This window comes from Streptomyces sp. RLA123 (genome assembly GCF_056270165.1).
Genome location: NZ_JBWDOR010000003.1, coordinates 7,433,940 through 7,455,376, shown reverse-complemented (window position 1 = coordinate 7,455,376; position 21,437 = coordinate 7,433,940). Strand labels below are relative to the sequence as shown.

10 protein-coding genes and 1 pseudogene are annotated in these 21,437 nt (G+C 67.9%); 3 read left to right on the top strand and 8 right to left on the bottom strand.

The features are described from left to right. The first annotated feature begins 39 nt into the window (after positions 1 to 39). The 3 genes from RV983_RS34285 (at position 40) to RV983_RS34275 (ending at position 5,404) form a co-directional block, all read left to right on the top strand. Entirely contained in the window at positions 40 to 678 is a 639-nt protein-coding gene (locus tag RV983_RS34285; RefSeq protein WP_475989604.1) for a DUF6308 family protein, read from the top strand. A gap of 126 nt (positions 679 to 804) precedes the next feature. Next, positions 805 to 2,349 (top strand): ATP-binding protein, encoded by a 1,545-nt coding sequence (locus RV983_RS34280; protein ID WP_475989603.1) that lies wholly within the window; start codon positions 805 to 807, stop codon positions 2,347 to 2,349. Between the two features lie 64 nt (positions 2,350 to 2,413). Further along, complete coding sequence (locus tag RV983_RS34275) at positions 2,414 to 5,404, top strand: Z1 domain-containing protein (RefSeq protein WP_475989602.1); 2,991 nt, start codon at positions 2,414 to 2,416, stop codon at positions 5,402 to 5,404. A gap of 21 nt (positions 5,405 to 5,425) precedes the next feature. Here RV983_RS34275 and RV983_RS34270 read toward each other — a convergent pair. From RV983_RS34270 to RV983_RS34235, 8 genes and pseudogenes are all read right to left on the bottom strand, one after another. Beyond that, positions 5,426 to 5,569: pseudogene (locus RV983_RS34270) on the bottom strand (IS5/IS1182 family transposase); the annotation flags it as partial. A gap of 623 nt (positions 5,570 to 6,192) precedes the next feature. Next, a complete protein-coding gene (locus RV983_RS34265) occupies positions 6,193 to 7,425 on the bottom strand; it encodes an IS256 family transposase (RefSeq protein WP_475989601.1) in 1,233 nt (410 codons plus the stop codon). Positions 7,426 to 7,661: 236 nt separating this feature from the next. Continuing rightward, positions 7,662 to 9,383: an Hsp70 family protein gene (locus tag RV983_RS34260; protein WP_475989600.1), complete on the bottom strand. Its 1,722-nt coding sequence runs from the start codon at positions 9,381 to 9,383 to the stop codon at positions 7,662 to 7,664. Beyond that, positions 9,368 to 10,312: a hypothetical protein gene (locus RV983_RS34255; RefSeq protein WP_475989599.1), complete on the bottom strand. Its 945-nt coding sequence runs from the start codon at positions 10,310 to 10,312 to the stop codon at positions 9,368 to 9,370. Before RV983_RS34255 ends, RV983_RS34260 begins: the two co-directional genes overlap by 16 nt. 286 nt (positions 10,313 to 10,598) lie before the next feature. After that, complete coding sequence (locus RV983_RS34250) at positions 10,599 to 12,008, bottom strand: hypothetical protein (protein WP_475989598.1); 1,410 nt, start codon at positions 12,006 to 12,008, stop codon at positions 10,599 to 10,601. Between the two features lie 353 nt (positions 12,009 to 12,361). Continuing rightward, positions 12,362 to 17,830, bottom strand: a complete 5,469-nt coding sequence (locus RV983_RS34245; protein WP_475989597.1) for a DEAD/DEAH box helicase — start codon at positions 17,828 to 17,830, stop codon at positions 12,362 to 12,364. Continuing rightward, complete coding sequence (locus RV983_RS34240) at positions 17,827 to 18,696, bottom strand: hypothetical protein (protein WP_475989596.1); 870 nt, start codon at positions 18,694 to 18,696, stop codon at positions 17,827 to 17,829. The genes RV983_RS34245 and RV983_RS34240 overlap by 4 nt, the downstream gene beginning before the upstream one ends. Positions 18,697 to 18,800: 104 nt before the next feature. Further along, on the bottom strand, positions 18,801 to 20,828 hold the full coding sequence (locus RV983_RS34235) for a hypothetical protein (protein ID WP_475989595.1): 2,028 nt from the start codon (positions 20,826 to 20,828) through the stop codon (positions 18,801 to 18,803). Positions 20,829 to 21,437 lie beyond the last annotated feature (609 nt).

The window sequence follows — 21,437 nt, the reverse complement described above, 5'->3', positions numbered from 1 at the left end:
TTGACCAGCAAACTGAGCGTAGGCGGTCGCAGTGTCGGGTTGGACACGGCCGCAGGGTGGATACGCTCGTACTTCGACGAGGCCGCGAACCGGGACCCGTCTGCGACGAGGAACAAGCCGTACGCCTACCCGGTGTACGACCAGATGGCAACGGGCAGCGGCCCGAACGAGCTGAACGATGGCGACCTCCTCGCCCCTCTCCTCCTGAACGCAGGCCCCTCGATTCGCGGGGTGTTCTCGCTTCAAGCCGTCAGGGCCGCCCTCCAGGACGGCCTCGCAGCCATCCCGCTCGGGCTCACCCTCCAAGAGGCAGTAGCGGACGACAGCCACAAGAAGCTGCTCGAGCCGCTGATCGCAGTCCTGGACGCCCCTGGCAAGGTCCCCGGCGTGCAGCTGACCATGCTGACCAAGGTCCTCCATCGGAAGCGGCCGCTGTTCATCCCGCTCTTCGACAGCCAGGTCAAGGCCTGCTACTGGAGCACCGACGACCACTTCCCGATGCAGCCCGACCCCACGCGGCCTGACGCGGAGTTCTTCTCCTCGCTCGCCGCATGCATCGCCGCCGACCTCGATGGCCAGCTGGATGTGTGGCAGGCCTTGCGCACCGAGGCCCCGGACAGCGTCCCGCTGCTGCGCATCCTCGATGTCGTTGCGTGGAACCTCGGCCGGAAGCAATAGCCAGCCCCTGCACGGTCCGCTGAAGCCTCTGCCTCGGCCACGCGACGCGGCGGCGGCAGAGGCTCCGGCGGCTCAGGGCTATCCGATCAACAGCACTTCTATGCTCGAACGAGGACCCGCTCACTCATGTCCCACTCTGCCTCACTCACTGCCAGCTGGCAGTACGACGTGCCCACCACCGACAGCACCCGCCTCCCACCGGATGCCGGATACGCCAAGGCTCTGACGAACCAGGGGTATAGCTTCGAGACCGCCGTAGCGGACCTCGTCGACAATTCGATCGATGCCGGCGCTGATTCAGTCGTGGTGCACTTCCTGCGCGACGCCGACCGCATCGTCTCGCTGCTGGTGCTCGACAACGGCCAGGGCATGGACCACGCAGGCCTCGACAGCGCGATGACCGTCGGCCGCCGCCGCAACTACGGAGGCCGTGCACTAGGGATGTACGGCACCGGGCTCAAGGCCGCCTCCCTGTCGCACGCCCGCTCCCTCACAGTCATCAGCCGCACCAAGCGCAGCCCTGCAGCGGGTCGCAAACTCACCGCGGAAGGCATCGAGGACAGCTTCCGCTGCGACACAGTCGACCCCGAGTTCGCACAGCAGCAGATCGACGTGTACGACGGGCTGATCGAATGGCACGGCACGATCGTGCGCTGGGACCGGGTCCGTGCCTTCGAGACTGTCGCCACCGGCCAGAGCGAGCAGTTCCTGTCGGAGGCGATATCCCGGCTGGAGATCCACCTCGGCCTCTATCTGCACCGATTCCTCAGCAGCGGGCTCAGGCTGGACATCGCTGTATGGGACGTGGAGACCGGCGAGGAGACGGACCACATCAGCGTGGATCCACTGGACCCGTTCGGCTACAAGGTGCCGGGCAAGGCCGGCTACCCGAAGACGTTCACCGCGCCAGTCGAAGGCGCGGGCGACGTCCGGCTGGAGGCGCACATCTGGCCCGCCAAGTCGAAGCAGGCCGGCTTCCGCCAGATCGGGCCGCTCAACGAGCGGCAGGGCTTCTACTTCTACCACAACGACCGGCTCGTACAGGCCGGCGGCTGGAACAACCTGAGGAGCCCCGAGGGGCACCTGGCGCTGGCACGCATCGCGGTGGACCTCCCCGCCGACGGAGACAAGGTTTTCAGCCTCGCCGTGAAGAAGGACGGGGTCCAGGTCACGCCGGCCTTCACCCGTGGCGTGGAAAAGGCGGCCGATGCCGCAGGCACCGTATTCGGCACCTACCTCGCGGACGCTGAGGCTGCATACCGGGAGGGCGCCTCGCGCTCTGCCGTCGAGCGGCCATCGGTCATCGCCCCTGGCAAGGGCTTCGACCCGAAGGTCAAGCGGTCGGTAGCCGAGGAGCTCCCGCTCAAGGGCGGCGAGGAGCCCATCAGCATGGAGTGGGCGGCGCTGCCCGAAGACCAGTTCTTCGACCTTGACCGGGACAACCACGCAATCCTCCTCAACAAGGCGTTCAGGGAGGACTTCAACGACGGCAGGCGCGGCGGCTCCAACGATGCGCCCGTCACCAAGACGCTGATGTACCTGCTGCTCCAGGACTGCTTCGGACTCGGCCGCTGGGAGAAGAAGCGGGCCGACCGTATCGAGTACTGGAACAGCATCCTGCTGGCGTCGGTGCACGCCCAGCGCGAGCGCCGCCTGCGCAACTCCTCCTGACACACCGCGATCCGGCCGCCCCCTCCCGTGGGCAGGCCGACCCCTCCCCGAGAAGAGAACCGCAGTGAGCGACGCGCTTCTGGAAATCCACACCTCTGCATTGGCCGCCATGGAGGTGAAACCCCGGCCCTTCGACAAGCTGGCCGCGGCCCTCGCCGATGAGGACCTCCCCCACGCCGACCTCAGCGAGGAGGCGTTCTGCTCCCGGCTTGCTGAGGGCGAGGCAGGAGGCGGAGCGCTGGCCGCAGCCTGGGCCAAGGCCCTCACGAACTGGGACTTCGTGGAGGACGCCGACTGGGCGACGGACACAGGGGCGAGAACCGATGAGCGCCGCGCCGCGGTCTACGACCGCCTCCAGTTCGGGGACGCTGTGCGCAAGGCCCTCGATACGGCCGTGCCGGTCGCCAAGATGGCGGGTGCCACTGTCATCGCCCGCGAGCACATCCCTTGGTACACCCCCGAGCGCGCGGCGGCCCGCTCCTTCTACTGGCGGGCCTACGAGGCCAAGCTCCGCAGCAAGGGCTGGTCCGAGGCGGCCATCGCGAGCCTGCACGAGGCCAGCCGCGCGGTTGTCGAGCGCCTCACCGATCCCGAGCAGGCAGCCCGCCGTCAGGCGAAAGGCCTGGTCGTCGGTTACGTGCAGTCCGGAAAGACGGCGAACTTCACCGGCGTCACGGCAAAAGCACTCGATGCTGGCTACCGCCTGGTCATCGTCCTCGGCGGCACGCTCAACCTCCTGCGCACCCAGACGCAGCGCCGCCTCGACATGGAGCTGATCGGCCAGGAGAACATCCTGCGCGGCGCCGACCCCGCTGATCCGGACACCCTCGTCGGCATCGACTACGTAGGCGATGACGCGGACTGGGACGAGTTCGTGTGCCACGGAGGACGCCCCTCGGCCCTGCAGGCCTTCGACATCGAGCGGCTCACTACGCGCGACAAGGATTACATGAGCCTTGCACAGGGCATCAAGGCGCTGGAGTTCGAGAAGCGCACCCCGACGCTACCGCTGTACGACCCGGCTAACCTGCACTGGGCTGCGGCGCGCGTGATGGTTGTGAAGAAGAACAAGGCTGTGCTGACGAAGCTGGTCAAGGACCTCAAGCAGATCCACGGCATCCTCGGCGAGCTGCCTGCCCTGATCATCGACGACGAGTCCGACCAGGCCTCCGTGAACACCTCCGACCCGAAGAAGTGGGAGAAGGACGCCACGGAGCGCACCGCCATCAACGGCCTCCTCTCGCAGCTACTGAGTCTGCTCCCCCGCGCCCAGTACGTCGGCTACACAGCGACGCCGTTCGCAAACGTCTTCGTCGACCCCGGGGACGCCGAGGACATCTTCCCAAGCGACTTCCTCATCTCCCTACCGCGCCCCGAGGGCTATATGGGAGTCCAGGACTTCCACGACCTTGACTCCGCATTGGAGCCCGGGGAGCGCACGGTCGCCAACTCGCAGGAGGAGGCGCATGTGCGGGGCATCTCCAACGGAAGCAGTGATCGCCTGCAGGAGGCGATGGACGCCTTCGTGCTCAGCGGCGCCCTGAAGCTCTACCGTGCAGACCGCGGGGTATCCCAAAAGCCGTTCCGCCACCACACGATGCTGGTCCACGAGTCCGTGAAAATGGATGACCACGCCGCCCTTGCGCTGCGCATCAACACCATGTGGCACCAGGCCGGCTACGCCTCCGCGGACGGGCACAACCGCCTTGCTGCCCTCTGGGCCGCCGACTTCGCCCCGGTCTCCCAGGCCCGCGCCGCAGACCTTCCCAACCCCGCCTCCTATGAGGAACTGCGTCAGTACGTCAGCCGTGCCCGCCAGCTGATCGGTAAGGGCGGCAACCCCGTCATCATCGTCAATGGCGACTCCGACAAGTACTTCCAGCAGCTCGACCTCGACTTCGACCGCACGCCGAACATCTGGAAGATCCTGGTCGGCGGTACCAAGCTGTCCCGTGGATTCACCGTCGAGGGGCTGACTACCACCTACTACCGCCGGACGACCCGCCAGGCGGACACCCTGATGCAAATGGGCCGCTGGTTCGGCTTCCGGCCGGGCTACCGCGATCTCGTACGCCTGTACATCGGGCGGGAGGAGCCGCTGACGAAGACGGCATCGGCTGACCTCTACGAGGCGTTCGAGGCGGTCTGCCGAGATGAGGAGCTCTTCCGGCAGCAGCTGGCACAGTACGCGGTGACGGTCGACGGCAAGCCCCAGCTCACGCCCGCCCAGGTCCCGCCGCTGGTCGCCCAGCACCTCTCCTGGGTCATGCCCTCCGCGCGGAACAAGATGTTCAACGCAGAGCTCGTCGAGGTGCGCTCCCCGGGCAGGCCCATCGAGCCCGCCGCCTACCCGATGGACCCCGAGGCCCTGCGGCGGAACACTGAGCGGTGGCGCCCTCTGCTCGGCGCCCTGTCAGCGCAGCCTGCCTCCTTCACCAGCCCGCCGAAGGCTGACGGCGCACCGGGCACGGCCTTCTCGGCACTGACGGCCCGGGTCGGCCACCCCGAGCTGATCTCGGTGCTCAGCCAGCTCGAGTGGGAGCGGGACGGCATCTTCCAGCCGCACCTGAGCTACCTGGCACAGCTGGACGGCACCCTCGCGAAGGTCGACGACTGGCTGCTGATCGCTCCGCAGCTTGCAGGCAAGGACCGGGTCGAGGCGTACGTGCTGGACTCGGTGCCGCTCTCGCTCGTACGGCGGAGTCGCCAGCCTGACAAGCCCTCCTTCGGGCGGATCGCAGGCCTCGAGCACCGCGCGGCAGCCCAATGGCTGATCGATGCGGCTGCCAGTCCGGCCTCGATGTCCGCTCCGGGGGCTCCTGTCGGACGGAACACCGGCGTCGTCCTGCTCTACCCGGTCGTGGAAGGGATGGGCATCGCAGACGTCGAGGCCGCGGTCTCGCGGGACAAGAAGGCCGATCCGGCCAAGCTGGTTATGGCCTTCACATTGATCCCGCCGAAGGCAGCCAACGACTCGTCCCGCCGTCTCGTCCGCTTCCAGGCGAAAGACTCCAGCCACCTCGACGCCGCGATCGTCGAGGCGCCTGCGCAGTGACACATTGAGCTCTTTCCAACTTCAGGCTGAGGCGAGTGGGAGTGTGAGGACGGCTTGTACGAGTGCGGTGATCCGGGTGGTGGAGCAGCGCAACTTCCAAAGCAGGCGCCAGGACTTGAGGGCGGCCGTGGCCTGCTCGCCGATTGCCCGGATCTTCGCGTGGGCAAGTGCCGTACGCGCCGTGCGCCAGGTGCCGAAGATAGACTTCGGGGTACACATCTGGCAGCAGCTGCCAACCCTGCCTGCGCACGCTGTCGGGTGTTGCGTATCCTGCACCCACTGTTCGAACACATCTCCCGGGCCGCGATCCGCGCCATTTCCTCGGCGTGCCGCGGTGGGTCAGCCGCCGCTCGGGCGTCTGCCGCGCCCCAGCACCTGGCAACCGCTCCAAGAGGCCTCCCGCCCCCTCACAGCCGGCCAAGCGCCGCTCCAGCGGCCGGATCTCCACGCTCGCCGTCAGCGGGTGGGGTGCGGATCGTGGGCGTTCGGTGCAGCGGTGCCCGCGGTCGTCCTCATCCGCGGTGTGCCCATGCGGCGTCCCTTCCGGTCAGCCGGGCCTGGGAGGCGGCGCGGGCCAGCGGCTGGGTTCCCCCGCGAAAACCAAGGCGTAGTGCCGACGCAGCGGTCCGGTGATCAGGCGGGCGGTCGTCTTCGTGGTGTGCAAGACATCCAGGGAACGCCAGGCCGGAGACAGACAGTTGGGGCAGGCAGCAGCGCTCGGGTTCCTGCTGGAGCCCGCCTTCTTCGCAGCGGGAATCCGGGGCTTGACTCGAGTAAGTTGAGGTGGATCACGCGGCGAGGGTGTCGTCTCGTTCGACGAGGTGACCGTTCTCGAAGCGGGCGCCGGCTCGGACGAGGGCGACGAGGTGGGGTGCGGTGACCGCTCGCCAGCGGGCCTGGGCGGACTCAACGAGTTTGAACACCATCGCGAGGGCTGCGGCCGGGCTGCCGGCGCCGCGGGTGACCTTGGTCCGTAGCTTCACGGTGGAGAAGGTCGACTCGATCGGATTCGTCGTCCTGAGATGGACCCAGTGCTCGGCGGGGAAGTCGTAGAACGCCAGCAGCTCGTCGACCTCGCCGGTGATCTTCTTGACGGCCTTGGGGAACTTCGCGCCGTACGCCTTCTCGGCGTGCGCACGGTCCTCGGCGTTGTAGATCTCCTGCAAAGCCTTCTTCGCGCCGGGCTGCGCGGACTTCGGCAGCGCGTTCGAGACGTTCCTTGTTTTGTGAACCCAACACCTCTGGTGCCTGGCCTGCGGAAACACTTCTGCCAGCGCCCTCCACAATCCCATCGCGCCGTCGCCGACCACGAGCATCGGGTCGCGCATCCCGCGACGTCGGCAGTCGCGCAGCAGGTCCGCCCAGGACTCGGCCGACTCGCGCAGGCCCTCGGTGATCGCGATGAGTTCCTTGGTGCCGTCGACGCGGACGCCCATCAGGACCAGGAGGCAGGAGTGCGTCTGGGACAAGCGGATCTTGGGATGGACGCCGTCGGCCCAGACGTAGACGTAGTCGGATTCGGCCAGGTCACGGCGCTGGAAGGCGGCGTGGTCGGCGGTCCACTGCTGCGTCAGCCGGGTCACCGTGGCCGGCGACAGCCCGGCCGAGGAGCCCAGGAACTGTTCCATCGCGGGCACGAAGTCGCCCGACGACAGGCCGTGGAGATAGAGCAGCGGCAGCACCTCGCTGATCTTCGGGGACTTCCGGCACCACGGCGCCAGGATCTTCGAGGAGAACCGCTGACGTTCACCCGTCGTCTCGTCGACCCGCTTGTCGTTCACGCGCGGGGCGGCCACCTCGACCGGCCCAGCAGCCGTGGTAACGGTCCGCGGCCGGTGCCGGCCGTTGCGGACCACCAGGCGGCGACCGGCCTCGTCACGCTGCCCGGCGAGCTCGGCTATGTACTGGTCTACCTCCGCCTCCAGAGCGGCGGCCAGCATCCGCCGAGCACCCTCGCGGACGATCTCGTCGATCAGGGAACCGGCCTCGGTGGTGCCGTCTTCATTGACTACGCTGAGCACGGGCGTGCCCTCCCGACCCGCGTTCGCAGCGCGGGCCTACTCGGTGACTTGACGATCACTCACTCGGGAAGGTATGCCCTTCGCGCGTCCTCCAGAGGAGCTGATCCACAAGTCCTGAGCATTGCTCGGCTTGACTCCGGCAGAGGCACCCTGGGGCACGTGACGCCTAGCGCTTCCGCGCCGCCGATTGGCAGAGACCGCCATCGGCTTCCGCGACGGCAGCGCGTCCTGCGTCGTCACAGTCTCTGCTGCGCAACCCCATTCACCGAGAGATCAGCGTCGGGCCCCGGCGCCAGGGCTGTGTCAGCCCCGATGCCCAGGACAATGCCTGTGGGATGAGTGGTCGCTGGCTCGTGCGGCGTGCCTGTAAAGGGTGAATCCATATGGTCCATCAGGCGGGCGAGTTCACTGTCGAGACCGGATTGGAGGGGTGTGCCGTCGGCGCCAAAGGAGTCGATCTCGCCTTCTGCAAGGGGTTTCTGCGTAGCCTCGTGGGTGACCTTCACGGCGAGGATGCCGCTGTGGTCGTAGCGGAACTGTACGAGTACCGCGTTGTCCTCCGGGTCCCGTTCGGGCTTGGGAAGGCGGACGTCGAGACGGCCGAGTGGGAATGAGCGGTCACTGTCCGCGGGGTAGCCGGCCTCGCCTTCAATGATCTCGACTTGTACTGATGCAGCGTTCGGCCGGGATGGGGAGAAGCGCTTCTGCCCCTTTGCGATAAGTGTACGGTTTCGGCGGATGATGGGCTGGAAACCCTTGCGTGGCCCTGCGGCGAACGCGGCCCCCAGGTCGTAGTTGGTCACTAGGCTGAAGTGATTCCGGCGTTCGGGGTCGTCCAGGGCTGCCGAGTAGATAGCGGCACCGCGCGCGACGGCAGTCATCGGGTGGCAGATCTCCGGAGGCATGATCTTGTCGGCTCCCAGAATGCTTGCCACGGCTTGCCTGGCCTCCGGAATCTGTGAAGTGCCGCCGATCATCAGTACGGTGTCGATGCCGTCTGGGCTGATGCCGGCGTCCTTGAGGCACTGCTGCAGCGGCTCCATGGCCTTCTCGATCAGAGGTGCCACGGCAGTGATGTACTCCTCGCGCGACACTGTCAAGGACGCTCCGGCCGACGGGATATCGATGGGGACCGACGTGATGTCCGTACGGGAGAAGGCGACCTTGGCGAGCTCGACGTCCCTGCGCCAGCGGTTGCGCTCCCAGACGCTCAACTTCTCGGGTATGTGGCCGAGCTTCTCAAGGACGATTCTGGCCAGGGCCTCGTCGAACTCCAGACCGCCGAGGGCAGCGATGCCGCGGGACGAGAGCTCCTCGAGGTACCCGTCCTCGTACTTGAGGACGGTCACGTCGATGGTGCCGCCGCCCCAGTCGAAGACCAGGAACTTACCCGCGGTATCGATGGCGACAGTGTCGAGGTACGAGATGGCAGCCGCGGTCGGCTCGTTGAGCAGGGCGCGGACCTTGATACCGGCCAGCCGCGCCGCGGCACGCGTCCGGTAGCGCGCGCCGCCCGTCGCGTTGGCCGGCACGGTGACTACCGCTTCCGAGAGGTCGAAGAAGCTCTGCTCCGCCGCCGCCTTCATGCGCGAGAACAGGGATGACGCGGCTGCGGTGCTCCGGAACGGCTCCCCGCCGAGCCACACATGGTGCTCCTCGAGTGCGGGGGCTCCGGCGATGCTCTGCTCCGTGGCCGCCGACCGGGTCCCCAGCATGCGCTTGACTGCATCGACCGGCTCTCCCCGCGTGGTCTTGGCCTCCCACCCGAAGCACAGCGTGCGCTGCGGTTCCCGAACGGAAAGCACCGAGGGGAAGAGCTCTTCGAACTCCGGTTGGCGCCACTGCGCGGGAACGTTGCCGCTGTCCACAGGCACGGTCTCCGTGCGCTCGCCGTCGGACCAGGCGACCACGGAGTTGCTGGTGCCGAAGTCAATACCGAACGTCAACTCGTCCTCCACGGTGCCTCATCGTTCTTTTCCTGCGGTTTGGCAAGGAGCTTCCGGGAATAGGCGGCACCCGATAGGCGCACGTCGCCGATGGCGCCTGGTGCGCGCACTCTACGTGGGCTTTCACCGTGGAGACCTGTCCCGCTTCCTCGGCTTTCTTGGTCTTCGTCCCAAGCTGCGGCGCATGCGGGCTTCGCTTCGCCTTTCTCCGCCACGTGCTGGCTCCTGGGGTCGGATGCGCTGGTGTCCGAAACCTGCGGTCCAGAGTGATTGCCGTGGCGCGACTCTGCTACTGGCGCGTCCTCGTCCTGTACCAGTGGAAGGGACTTGTCTTCCGCGAGACCTTGTTCGCGGCTCTCAAGTGCCCGGGCCGTCCCTGCCTCCCGATCGGCTGAAGTGGGCGAGAGCAGCGGGCCCGAACTATCCTCGAGCGGGGCCTCGTTACCCTCGCGGTGCGGGCGCGAGCTCCTGCCGTGGCGCTTTCCTCCAGGCTCCTCGGTCTGTCCCCGCGGGGAGCGACGGATCCATCCGCGTTCCACGGTCCGTCCAGTATGGGCATCCATATAGGCAGGGCTGACTAGTTCGTACGCATCGCCTTCCGGAAGCGCCGCAACCTGCGAACCGGTCGCTTCCACAAGATTGAATGCTGACAGGTCCGAAAGATCGGAGATGCGGCGGAGGCCGACGAGCTCCAGTTCGCTGCCGATCCGCCCCTGGAGGTTCTTCAAGTTCTCGGCCTGGGCTGCCGCGCGGTCGATGACAGCCAACTGCGCAAGGTGCCGGTCACGGACCCTCATCCCTTCCACGACCCCGGCGCGCACCGCATCAGCGATCTGGCGTCCTGCCGTCCGCGCAGTCTCCGCCGTTGACGCAGGGTCACCGATGCCCGCCAGCGCCTCCTCCAGTACGCGGAACCCCTCTTCAAGCCGCACTTCAACCACGGCCAGGACAGAGGAGAGGAGGGCCTCCGCGTCGAAAGTTCCTGGCCCCACTCGCGGATGGCCGGCACCGATACGGTCGACCCCGCCAGATCGTCGGGCGCCACCCTCTCCTTGCGGCCGCGCCGACTCGTTGGGACGTGCGCCCTGAGATCTGGCCTTCTCGCGTGCGCGACGACCTTTGGCCTTACCGTTCGTACCGCCGGGAGAACCATCCTGGCCCTTGCCGTATGCCCGCGCCCTCGCGCCTTTGCCGCTGGGGGAACCCATATGCGTCTTCCTTCACTTGCTAGTCGAACGGGAGCGGGCTGCTTCCTGCAGCCATCGGGATACCGGCAGCCCGGCAAGCCGCCCGGACGATGTCGCGGGCCGCCTCCGTGCGCGCGAAGTCCCGCTCGTCCGGGGTCGGCGACTGGGTGTGCCGCGGCATCGGTTCGGCACCATGGATGCCGCGCGAGGTACCTGCCTCCGGCGCAGCCCATTTTTGCGGCATCAGAGCAAGCGTGAAAACGGGAACGGCGGCATGGCCCCGTTCCTGGGCCTGGATGGCGTCCTTGGCCTGGTTGACCGCAGCCTCGCCGTCCTCATCGAGCTCGGCTCTAAGTTTCCGCCACTGCCCCTTCCACACCGCTTCCGGCGCATGGTCGCGTACACCGAGAACGACGTACGGATTCAGGACATGGTCGTCTTCCCAGCGCTGCTGGAGCTGCCGGAGGACAGCACGGTTACTCTCGAGGTTAGCCCGGCCACTGCTGGAGAGCGCATCCTCCCGCACGCCCCGGACGTGCGCGGGACTCAGCGTTTCAAGGGCCTCGTCGTAGCGGGGGCCGCCTTCGCCGTTGATCACTAGGAGGTACGCCAGGACATTCTTGGCTTCCCAGCTGGCCACACTCCACACGCGCTCGAGGGCAGTGGCTTCTTCCCAAGCCCGCCGGAGGAGCGCGCCTGCCTTACCGGTCTGCTGGAGCTCAGCGCGGTGTGCAGCAAGCAGAGTGCGGTGGAGGCGCCGCACCATGAACCATCCCGTGAACCTCTTGCTGCGCCGAAGGTCGACTTGGGCCTGGGGGGCCAGCCTCTCCAAAGCACACCACAGCCACTCCCGCCCGGCAAAGTCGTCGGGGATCACTCCTGACGCACCGATCTGGCGCAGCTCTGCAGCGAGTGCGCGCTCGTCCGTACCGCGGAAGCCCGGCTCGTCAAGGACCGCGATGTCTCCTCGGGCGAGCCTCAGCCAGAACGCCCTGCGCTCTTTCTCGCTGTCCCAGCCCAGGGCGTCCAGTCCCGCGTCGTCCACTCGGGCGGGCGTCAGCCGAGCCTGGAGGTAGAGGGACCGCGGCCCGTCGTGCGGCACGGCCTTGCTGGTGATGCCTCCGGTGTCGATGAGGTCGTCGACCACCGGCAGGGGCAGTCGGACGAGGAGCTGCTCCTGCGCCTCGGCTGGGAGGGCGCCATGCTGACTGAGCCGCTCGTAGTCGGTGTAGAGCTGCCAAGTCGAGTCGGCCGCGGCACTCCAGTCACCGTGACCCTCTTCCACGCCTCGCGCAGGCAGAAGGAAGGGCTGCCGGTCGAGAAGGGTGCGGGCTCGCTGGGCGAGCAGCGAGGTCAGGACCTCCGGCAGCACCTCTCGGGCGGTGACGAGCGCCTCGACAGCCGTGACGGGCGGCAGCAGGGGCACGGTGGACAGGACCTGCCTGGTCATCTCCTCGGCACTGACGGTCTCCACCCGGTGCTCGAGCTGAGGGGAAGGGCAGCCGGCGGCTTCAGCAACCGCCTGAACCGCAGCTGCAGCTGCCTTCCAAGACTCCACGCTGGCGAAGCCCTGGGGGACGGCGCTGTGCTGCACCGCGGCGGGAGCGCCGCTGGGCTTCGGGACCGCCCCTTCCGGTATCCGCGCAGCCGGGCTGGCTGCCAGACCAGCACCCGTCTGGGAGCGATTCTCGGCTGCCCGCTGGGCTGCCAGGTCTATCCGGCGCTGCCGTTCCCGTGCGATGAGCTCTTCACGGGACGGCCGCCCTGCGGCGCTTCCCGGGGCGGGTGAGGACATTCCCGTCGTCACTCATCCCCCTCAGCGAAGCGCTTGAGGCTGCCGGTCACCGCCGCAGGCGTGCGGTCGAGGCAGAACGCGTCGACAAAGGCGATGCCGTCCGCGATCCCTTCGTTCTCCACGCAGTCCGCGTACTCCTGGAGGCGGGGCGCCATGGCATCCTCGTCTGCCGATTCGAGGGGGTGCTTGACGATTACGGCGAAGGGCTTTTCTTCAAACTCCGACTCCGCTACGACCAGGGGGCCAGCAGAGGTCTCGACGTAGCTGGCGTCGAGGTCGCTGCTGTCGTCAGCCCAGCGGCGCAGCAGCCGCTCATGGCGGGCGAGGTCGACACCGAGCGGGTGGCCTTGCAGGACAGTGAGAAGGTCTTCGGCGAGCCGCCAGTCGAGCAGCGGGTGGATCCGCATGTTCGAGTAGTCGCGCAGGCACTTGTAGCAGGAGCCCGCGCAGAACTCTGCGTGACCTTCGCGCGAGTCGAGTTCAGGCAGGTAGCCGGCGACGTAGTCCAGGAAGTGGTCGATTTGGTCTGCGCCCCCGAGATGGGTGCTGAAGCCCGCGCCGTTCTCCAGGCTGTCGGCCAGGTAGGCCATGACGGGCGAGGCCGCAAGCGAGGAGCCGTGAATACCTGACAGGAGCTCCTCAGGCTGCACGTCCAGGTATGGTGCGGCGGCCTTCCGCAGGAGGGCCGACAAGGAGTACCAGGCGGCGCGGCGGCCGTGGTAGGTGTCGGCAAAGCCGCCGAGCTGCGGAGTGGCTGCCAGGTCGAAGCGCAGGCCCCGCTTCGGGTCGATGGCCTTCTTGGCTCCGATGAAGAGCATGTCGGTGTGCTCGGTGGCGCCCAGGGCTGTCTCCAGGTCCGCTTCAGCACGCGGGTTCGAGACCCAGAAGTAACCTCCCCAGTCGCTGTGCGACTTCTTGAATCGGTGCAGGCGGCCGTTGTTGCTGTTGACCGAGTAGCGGTTGCCGCTACCGCAGTGGGCGATGAGCCAGTCGTCGGCAGCCCGCCCTACTCGGGGTGCCTCCTTTTCGAGGTCGGCTGCGGTGCGTGCGCTGGCTCCGCCCTGCCCCCACTCACGCGTGCCGTCGTAGTCGCGCGGCTCTCCGGCACGGAAGCCCTTCGGCTCGCGCATCGGGATAGGCGTGAAGCCGTCGGCACCGCAGGCGGGGCACGTGCCGCCCCCGTTGTCCTCGCCCTTGACGGGCTGGATGTGGGCGCAGCGGCGGCACATCACGACGTACTGCTCGGGACCGAAGGGGTTGTCTTCAGCCCACGGTCGGCTGCCGGGGCGGCCGCCACCGGGCTTGAAGGAAACGACGCCCATGGACTGGTAGAGGCGGCCGTCTCGGGGCGTCTCCGCGCCTGGTGCGAACTTGCTCAGGGCCAAGGCGAGGTCGCGGTCGATCGCGCCTGCCGGGGGCCAGGGGTAGTTCCGCTTGGGCCGCTCGGTGTAGAGGTAGCGGACGCGCGTGGGGAATCCGAACATGGGGAGGAGGCCGGCTTCGGCGAGCCGTTGGCTCAGGTCGGTGTGGCCGGTCTCGGCGGTTGCGACACGGTCGACGTCCGCCAGGAGTTCGTTGACGCATTCGACGGCGTCGATGTTCGCCACGTCGTCCGGAGTGGCAGCCTGCAAGGCGCTGGCCGCGGAGATGATCTTGGCGGGGTACTTCGCGACCCAGTGCCGAACTTTGGCGCTGTACCTGCCCCACTCGTGCGCGAGTCCGAACTGACCGTGGACGTTCCGCGTCAGGTCGTCCTTCTTGTCCACGTCGATCGACGCGAAGGCCTGCCGCAGTACCTCGCCGAGCAGCACCCGCTTGAAGATGCCGGGCATGCCAAGCGCGAGGTACGGCTTCGGGGTGGGCGCGTTGGTGATCTCCTCGGGGTGGGAGAAGTAGTGGTCGTCGTGGCTGCGGCCTCGGCACACCGTCAGGGCGATGGCCGTGGGGCTGCCGCGGCGGCCGGCGCGGCCGACGCGCTGCTGGTAGTTGAAGCGGGTCGGCGGCATGTTCGCCAGCATCACGGTGTTGAGGGAGCCGACGTCGACACCGGCCTCCATGGTCGTCGTCACGGAGAGGACGTCGATGCTGTCAGTTGCCTCGACGTCGTCTTCGCCGAGGAAAACGTCTTGGAAGCGCGCCTGGCGGGACTGGGCCTCGATGCGGTCGGTCTGGCCGGTCAGCTCGGCTGCGCGCAGGGGGAAGCCGCCGGTGCGGGTCTGCGCCTTCCATGCGTAGTAGTCGTCGTTGAGTGTGCCGGTGAACTTCTGCGGCGCCGTGGGGAGTTCCGAGCGGCATTTGGTGCAGATCCCGGCCCCGGGGTGGAGATGCGGGCGGCGGCAGCCGCCGCAGATCCACACCTGGCCGCCGCCCTGCCGGAGGGAGACCTTGGAAGGGTCGATGGTGTAGTCGGAGACGGCCTTGCCCCAGATTTGCAGCACGTCGTCCTTGACGGCCCCGAAGTCGCTTCCTGTGCGGGACGCGACTTCCTCCCAGTAGCGCTTGAGCAGGGCCGGCGGATTGACGAGCCCGCCTCGGTGCTCGGCGAAGCGGCGCAGCAGTCCGAGGATGCGAAGGCTGCCGCGGGCGACAGCCTTCGCCGAGTCGGCGGTCAGCTCGACGGGGTCGCGGTCGTCGGAGAGGCACAGCCAGCCGAGTCCAAGGGATTCAAAGTCGCGCCCTGCGCCGGAGAAAAGTCCCACGAGGAACTCGCGGCCCAGGTTGTCGTCGAGCCTCCCGAGGAACTCCTCCAGCTGGCCGGTCAGGCCGGCCCTGCGGCCGCGGTCCCCGTCCCAGTCGAACAGACTCGTCCACCGCGCGCCCGCGCCATTGTCCTGGAGGGACGCCGCGGGCCCACCGGGGTTGGCGCCGAGGTCGAGGAGGCGGCCGCGGAGGTCGTAGCGGAGGTCCTGCAGGGACGGGAGCCGCCCCAGGACTGCTTCGAGCTCAGGCTGCTTCGACGGGTCCGCGCCGAGATCGTCGGTGAGGATTGCCTTGAGGTCGGCTAGATCACGCGGATAGCGGCTCTGAAGGCGGGCGTGCGCAGCCTGCGCCTCCTGCCTGTCCACATTCTGCTCCCTGGCGTAGAACGACTTCACCAGCTGGAGATCGGCGAACGGGCTTCCCTGTGCCTCCACTACGTCGGCTGCCATGAGCCGGAGCAAGTCCTGGTAGTGACGCAGTGAGAGGCCGCTGGCGAGTTCCGCGGCATCGTCACGGCTGTCGGAGAACGCGATGATCTTGCGCTCGGTATCGGGCAGCTGGCCCAGCGCCTCCGTAGTGAGGACCTGGTTGAGCTTGTCGAAACCGGTGCGCATGCGCCGCACGGGTGCGCTGCGCAGGCGCTTCGGGTTCTCCAGGCCGATGGGCTTGAATACGCCCTTAGCATCGCGGGCCCGCTTGGTCTCCCAGTCGTCGCCGCACGCGGGACAGCGCGTCGGGAAAGCGCGCAGACCGCGCAGATCCACAGGCTTGCCGCCGTCGGGCGCCTTGTCGGGGACGACGTGGAAGGACCAGCCGGTGTAGCCGACCTTGGCATTGGCAAGCCGTCCGGTTCCCGGCTGGTACTTGCTGGACCGGAATTCGAAGACGGCCCTGGCCTTCCCGGACTCCGACGCCGTCCACTGCGCGCTGTCGGTGCCCAGCGACGATGGCCGCGGCCAGTACACGACGTAGTTATTGGCGTTGGGGGCGCCGTCGGCGTCGTCGGGCAGCAGATCGAAGTCGGGGAAGTCCGCGTGCAGGGAGCCGCGGAAGAGCTTCCTTCCGAGGCCCTCGGGGTTGGCGTAGCCGCCCAGCATGAGGTCGCCGCAGTTCTGGCAGTAGAGCAGTTCGAGGACCCGGGCACCGCATGAGCACCTGGGGGTGGGGTTGGCATAGAGCCGTCCGACGCGGCGGTCGGGGTCCTTCTGGTCGGCGTCCGGCACATCGGGGCACTCTGGGTCGGAGCAGGCCCAGATGCCGTCGATGTTGCGGAAGAAGAGGTGCGCGCGCAGTTTCGGCAGCCCGTCCAGGTCTGAGGCAGAGACGGCGCGGAGCAGCCCGTGCAGCGCCTTGCTCCGCTCCTCTTCTTCCTCGACCGCCGGGAACAGCTTTTCTGCCGCCCCGGAGAGGTTCAGTGCCTGCGGATTTCCTCCGGGGGCAAGAGCGGTGGCGAGGGCATCGGCCGCCCCGTCCTTCAGCAAGCGGTCGGCTTGCTCCGCGTCCAGGTCGCCCTCGGCCCACGCGGCCAGGTCCGCCGCACGCGCCGTCAGATCCGTCGGACGGGACGCCGGAAGCTGCAGGTAGCCCGGAATGACCTTGTGGCGACCCTTCGGGAGCGCGAAGAAGGACTCGACGAAGTCAGCATCCCGGTCAGCATCGAGGGAGGCAGAGGCGGCGAGGACGCGGAGCTTCTCCGGCGCCTTGTCCAACCCGAGCCGGTGGCGCAGCTTGCGCAGAAGATACGCCACTTCGGTGCCCGCGGTGCCGCGGTACATGTGAAGTTCGTCCAGGACGAGGGTGAACCGCGCGCCTGGGGTGTCGTGCAGCCATCGGCGTGTGTCATCGAAGATCGCGTTTTCCTGCTGGCGCAGGAGCATGATGTTGAGCATCGAGTAGTTGGTGACGAGGATGTCCGGCGCCGCGTGCTGCATGTCCCAGCGGGCGTGCATCTCCGCCCCGCCAGTCCGCGGGATGAAGTCGTGGACGTCCTCACCCATCCGCTGCTCGCGCTCGCTCAAGCTCTTCATGTACTCGCGCAGCTGGTCGAGTGCAGGGCGGGAGTCCTGGCTGCCGGGCACCGGGGTCGCGCCGGTGTAGCGGCCGAAGTAGAAGCGGTGGCCATTGCGGCGGGCGTCGAACCACTGGCGGGCGCGGTTGCTGTCGAGGGCGTGGCGCAGACGCGCCAGCTGGTCGTCGGCAAGGGCGTTGGTCGGGTAGAGGATCAGCGCCCTCATGGCGGCCGGGTGCCCGGACTCGCCGCGCCGACTCGGCGTGTACTCGCTGCTTCCCCGCCACCACTTCGCCTGGGCGCTGCCCTGCCCAACCCACTCCGCGGACTCCGCAACCAGGTCGGCGATGATGGGCAGCATGAACGCCTCGGTCTTGCCGGAACCGGTGCCGGCAGTCACCACAAAGTCTCGCCGCTCGCCGCAGGCGGTGACCAGTGCCTCGTGCTGGTGGCGGTAAAGCTGCTCGACACCGTCGGGGAGGACGAAGGTGGAGAACTCCGCGGCATCCCTGTGGGCACCGGCGGCCTTGAAGGACTCGGCAAGAGACCGGCCCGAGGACTGGTACTGCGGCCGGAGCTCGAGAAGAGGCTCGCGCCAGGCGCCGCCGTCCGCGTCGAGGAGCTTCCGGCGCTCACGCATCACGGAGCGGTCGTCGACGCTGAAAGGCGTGTCGTAATAGCGCATGAGTGTCTCGCGCAGCGCCTTGAAGGTGCCGGGGATGTCAGCTCCCCGCTGCGCGGCCGTCTCGCCATTGGTGCCCGCTGTCATCGTGCGGTCTTCTCCCCAGCCGCCCCCGCGGGCTTCTCGATCCCAAGTTCCTGCTTCAAGGACTGCGCAAGCCGCTGCGCGGCGGCCAGCGGGACATTGTCGTAGCGGGCGGTCTCGGCCACCTCGCTGAAACGCGGCTGCAGGCCGGTGCACAGGACCGCGGCGCGTGCGTGCAGCGGCGGGAGCGGTGCGCCCCAATCGACGGCCAGGCGGCCGAGCCGTTCGCGTCCCGTCCCGCCCTCAGCCATCCACCGCATCACGCTCGCCCCGAGACGGGCGTGCTCCAGGTAGACACCGTATTCGTGGTCGACTCTAAACCAGTTGCTGCCGCGGCGGACTTGGACGAGCCGCGCCCAGTCAGCGCTGCGCCATCGGTAAAGGCCGTCCTCCCGGTAGTCCACAACAGGGATGTACTCCCGCATGTCCGGGTCATAGCGCTCCACGGTGTGAATGTTCCCCGGGGCGGGAGGCGCGGCGAGGGCTCCCTCCGCGATGTCCGGCAGCACGGAGAACAACTGCAGTGCAGCGCACGGCACATAGGTGCAGCCGAGCCGCTCCGCGTCTTCGGGCAGCTCCTCGACCTCGTTGTACTCGAGGTAGAGCGTGTCCGGGACGTCGAGGTCCCGCGGCATCGTCTCGTTGCGTGTGCGGTGCAGCTCGGCCCACTCGTCGACCGCCGCTGCGAGAGCCTCCTCAAAGGCCGCTGTACGGCGTCCTGTGATGACGGCGAGCCCGTTGGAGAAGGGCACGCGCGTGAGGACCGGCGGCGCCACCGACCAGCGCCCCGCTCGCCAGTCGACGTCGAGGTAGCCGAGGGCTGAGACGTCCCGCAGCCACCGGCCGTCTGCGCCTTCGGCCGGGCGCATGCCATGCACCCGCGCCGTCCGGACGATGCCGGCCCGGAGGTCCGCAACTGTCCCGCTGCCGAGCTCGCTGGCCCAGCGGAGCAGAAGGTTCCCGATCCTGTTCACTAAGCGACCTCCCTGGCCTTGTCGACGAAGGCCTCCCAAAGCGGTCCACTTCCGGCTCCACCAGCTTCCAGGACGGCTTCTGCCCAGTTGCGGTGCTGCGGCCCAGGCGTGAACGACGGGGCCTCGGGCTGGGCCGCCTCCGCCTGCCACTTGCCCTGCCGCAGCTGAAGGAGCCAGCCGCCGACCCGCAGGTCGACTTCGAAGCGGTATCCCGACGGCGCCTGCTCCAGGCGCTGCCACCACGCCGGGGTATCCGGCTCCTCGATACGCCACACCCGCCCATCCGACGAGACGAACAGCGTCTCCTCCGCGCCCTTGCGGCACAGCAGCACCCGCGGCACGGCACGTTCGCCTGCGCCGCCCGCCGCGGCTCCGCGAATCAGGTCCCCGGAGGTCGGCGCTGACGCGAAGGCCTCAGCGCGCGTGCCGTCCGTGGGGAAGCCGAAGGACTCCTGCGCCTCGGGAAGGTCGGGTGCCCGGTCGGACGTCCGGAAGGTGAGGATCTGGTCCTCCACCTCCAGAACATGCGCGCCGTGCTCGAGGCCGCACGGCCAGAGCGGAATGGGCAGGCCCCTGGGGCGGAACGGCGGATCCTGAGGCTTTCCGTCGAGCGCCGCTTGACCGGACGCACCATCAGGAAGAACAAGTTCGGGCTCGCCGCCACCAGCGAGGTAGAGGTTCTTCGACAGCGTGGGGGCCAGCCGCAGCCCGCCCTCCAAGTACGCCTGATACTGAGGAGGCGGCTGCACCGCGAGAACCGCGCCCTGCACATCACGGATTGCCCGCCGCAGCGTTATCGCGTCATCGAAAACGACGTTGCGGTGGAGCGCCCACCCCTGCGGCATCCACGTCAGCCGTCCGGCCTCTCGGCTGCTTCCAGGCGAAGCAGCCTTGCGGAGGATCTTCTCCACATCGTCAACAGCATCGGGAGCAGCGAAGATCATGTGCTGCTCGCCGGGCACGAAGCGGTCCACGCTCGTCATGCAGTCCAGGGACTCGTTCTGGCGCAGCAGTACAAGCGACGACGCTGCACGGCTGACGGCTACGCCGTCCCCCAGCATCTGGATACCGCTGCGCAGCGCACGGTCGGACGGAAGCTCCAGCCCGTCCACCGAGTAGTATTCGGTGTCGCCGAGCTGCCTCAACACAACTCCAGAGCTCAGCCGGTACTGCGCAGCGCCCGGGTGGCCGAACTTCGCGAGCCAGCCCAGGCGGCGGTTCTCGTAGCGGACAAGGAGCTGGCCCCGCGGTGTTCCACTCGGCACATAGTCCGGCGAGCCGTCCCATACGTTTGCGAGTCCTCCCAGCAGGCGCGCGACCAGGGGCCGCAGATCCCTGTGGTGCAGTGCTTTCTGGAAGGCAGGGGAGAACTGCCGCGCGTGGTCCCAGAGCTCGACACCGTTCGCCAGTACTTCACCGGGCAGGGGCCACGCCGCGGGGTTGCGGTTGCGCATGACCTCGAAGTACTGCGGCAGCAGCTGTCGGTCCGTGCCACGGACGACCGCCTGCGAGAGAGCGAAGCCGATGCGTGCCTGATGGTGCGGTATATCGGCGGGAGAGGGAATCGTGCAAAGGCCCTTGAACGTGTCCGACTCGTGCTGCCACGTAGCCAGCTGCTGCCACATCGCGGCGACAGGCTTGTAGTGCGACGAGTTGAGGACGTCTGCCTGGTCGGTGAGCAGCTCGGAGAAGTGGTCGTGGTAATTGTTCGCACGGCGGTACCCGTCGTTCGCCATGCGGGTAGCCGCGATAACCGAGCAGGCAAGGAGCGGGAGGAGAGCAGGGACCGCCCAGCCCGATGCGCGGTCGGTCGCGTACTCCTCGATGGCGGCATAGGGGCGACCCTCGTGCCGGAGAAGCAGGCTGCGCACAGCGTCAGGGAGCGGCACCACCAACCCGGCGCGCCCCCGTAGCACTTCGGCCTCTTTGTCGTCGACGTACAGGACGACAGGATGCCCGTCCGTCTCCGGTCCGAAGAACTCCCCCTCCAGAACCTTCTGCCAGTCAGCATATGCCGTGAAGTCCACACCCCGCCTCATTGTCGTCCAGCCACCCGTACTCATCCCCCCACCGCAAACGGCCTTATCGTCTGGTCGGCTTGCGCACGCCAGGCACTGCCACAGTACGAGCTACCACTGACAGCGAATGGTTCCGCAAGTCAGGACAGATATAACAGCGGCTGGGAGCCGCTGTTACCGCTGCTTTGCTCACGTAGCACGCTCACCCCCATCGGCACTTGACCCAGCCCCGGTCGGGAGCGCCCGGATGGGCGACACCGGGACTCATGAGCAAGCCCTGCATACTTTCACAAAATACACACATGGCGAAGTGTCAGCTCTGGCTATGGACACCGCGGGGCTCTGCCCAACTCTGGACGGCGCGGACCACATCACGATCGGTCGTGCTGCTGCGGCCGACTCACCCAGCCGTGACAAACACGTTCGACATTGGCCACCTCGGGACGGGCGACTCAGAGCTCCGGATCGCCCCGGCGCCCGACTTGGAGTAGACGGGACCGCTGATCCTGCAGGCGTTCGAGGCGGCTGACGCAAGAGGAAGGGCGGCTGGCACATCGGTTTCTCGATGCTCCAGCCGCCCTCTGCATCTGCGGTCCGTCGGCCCAGCCCTGGCCGCTC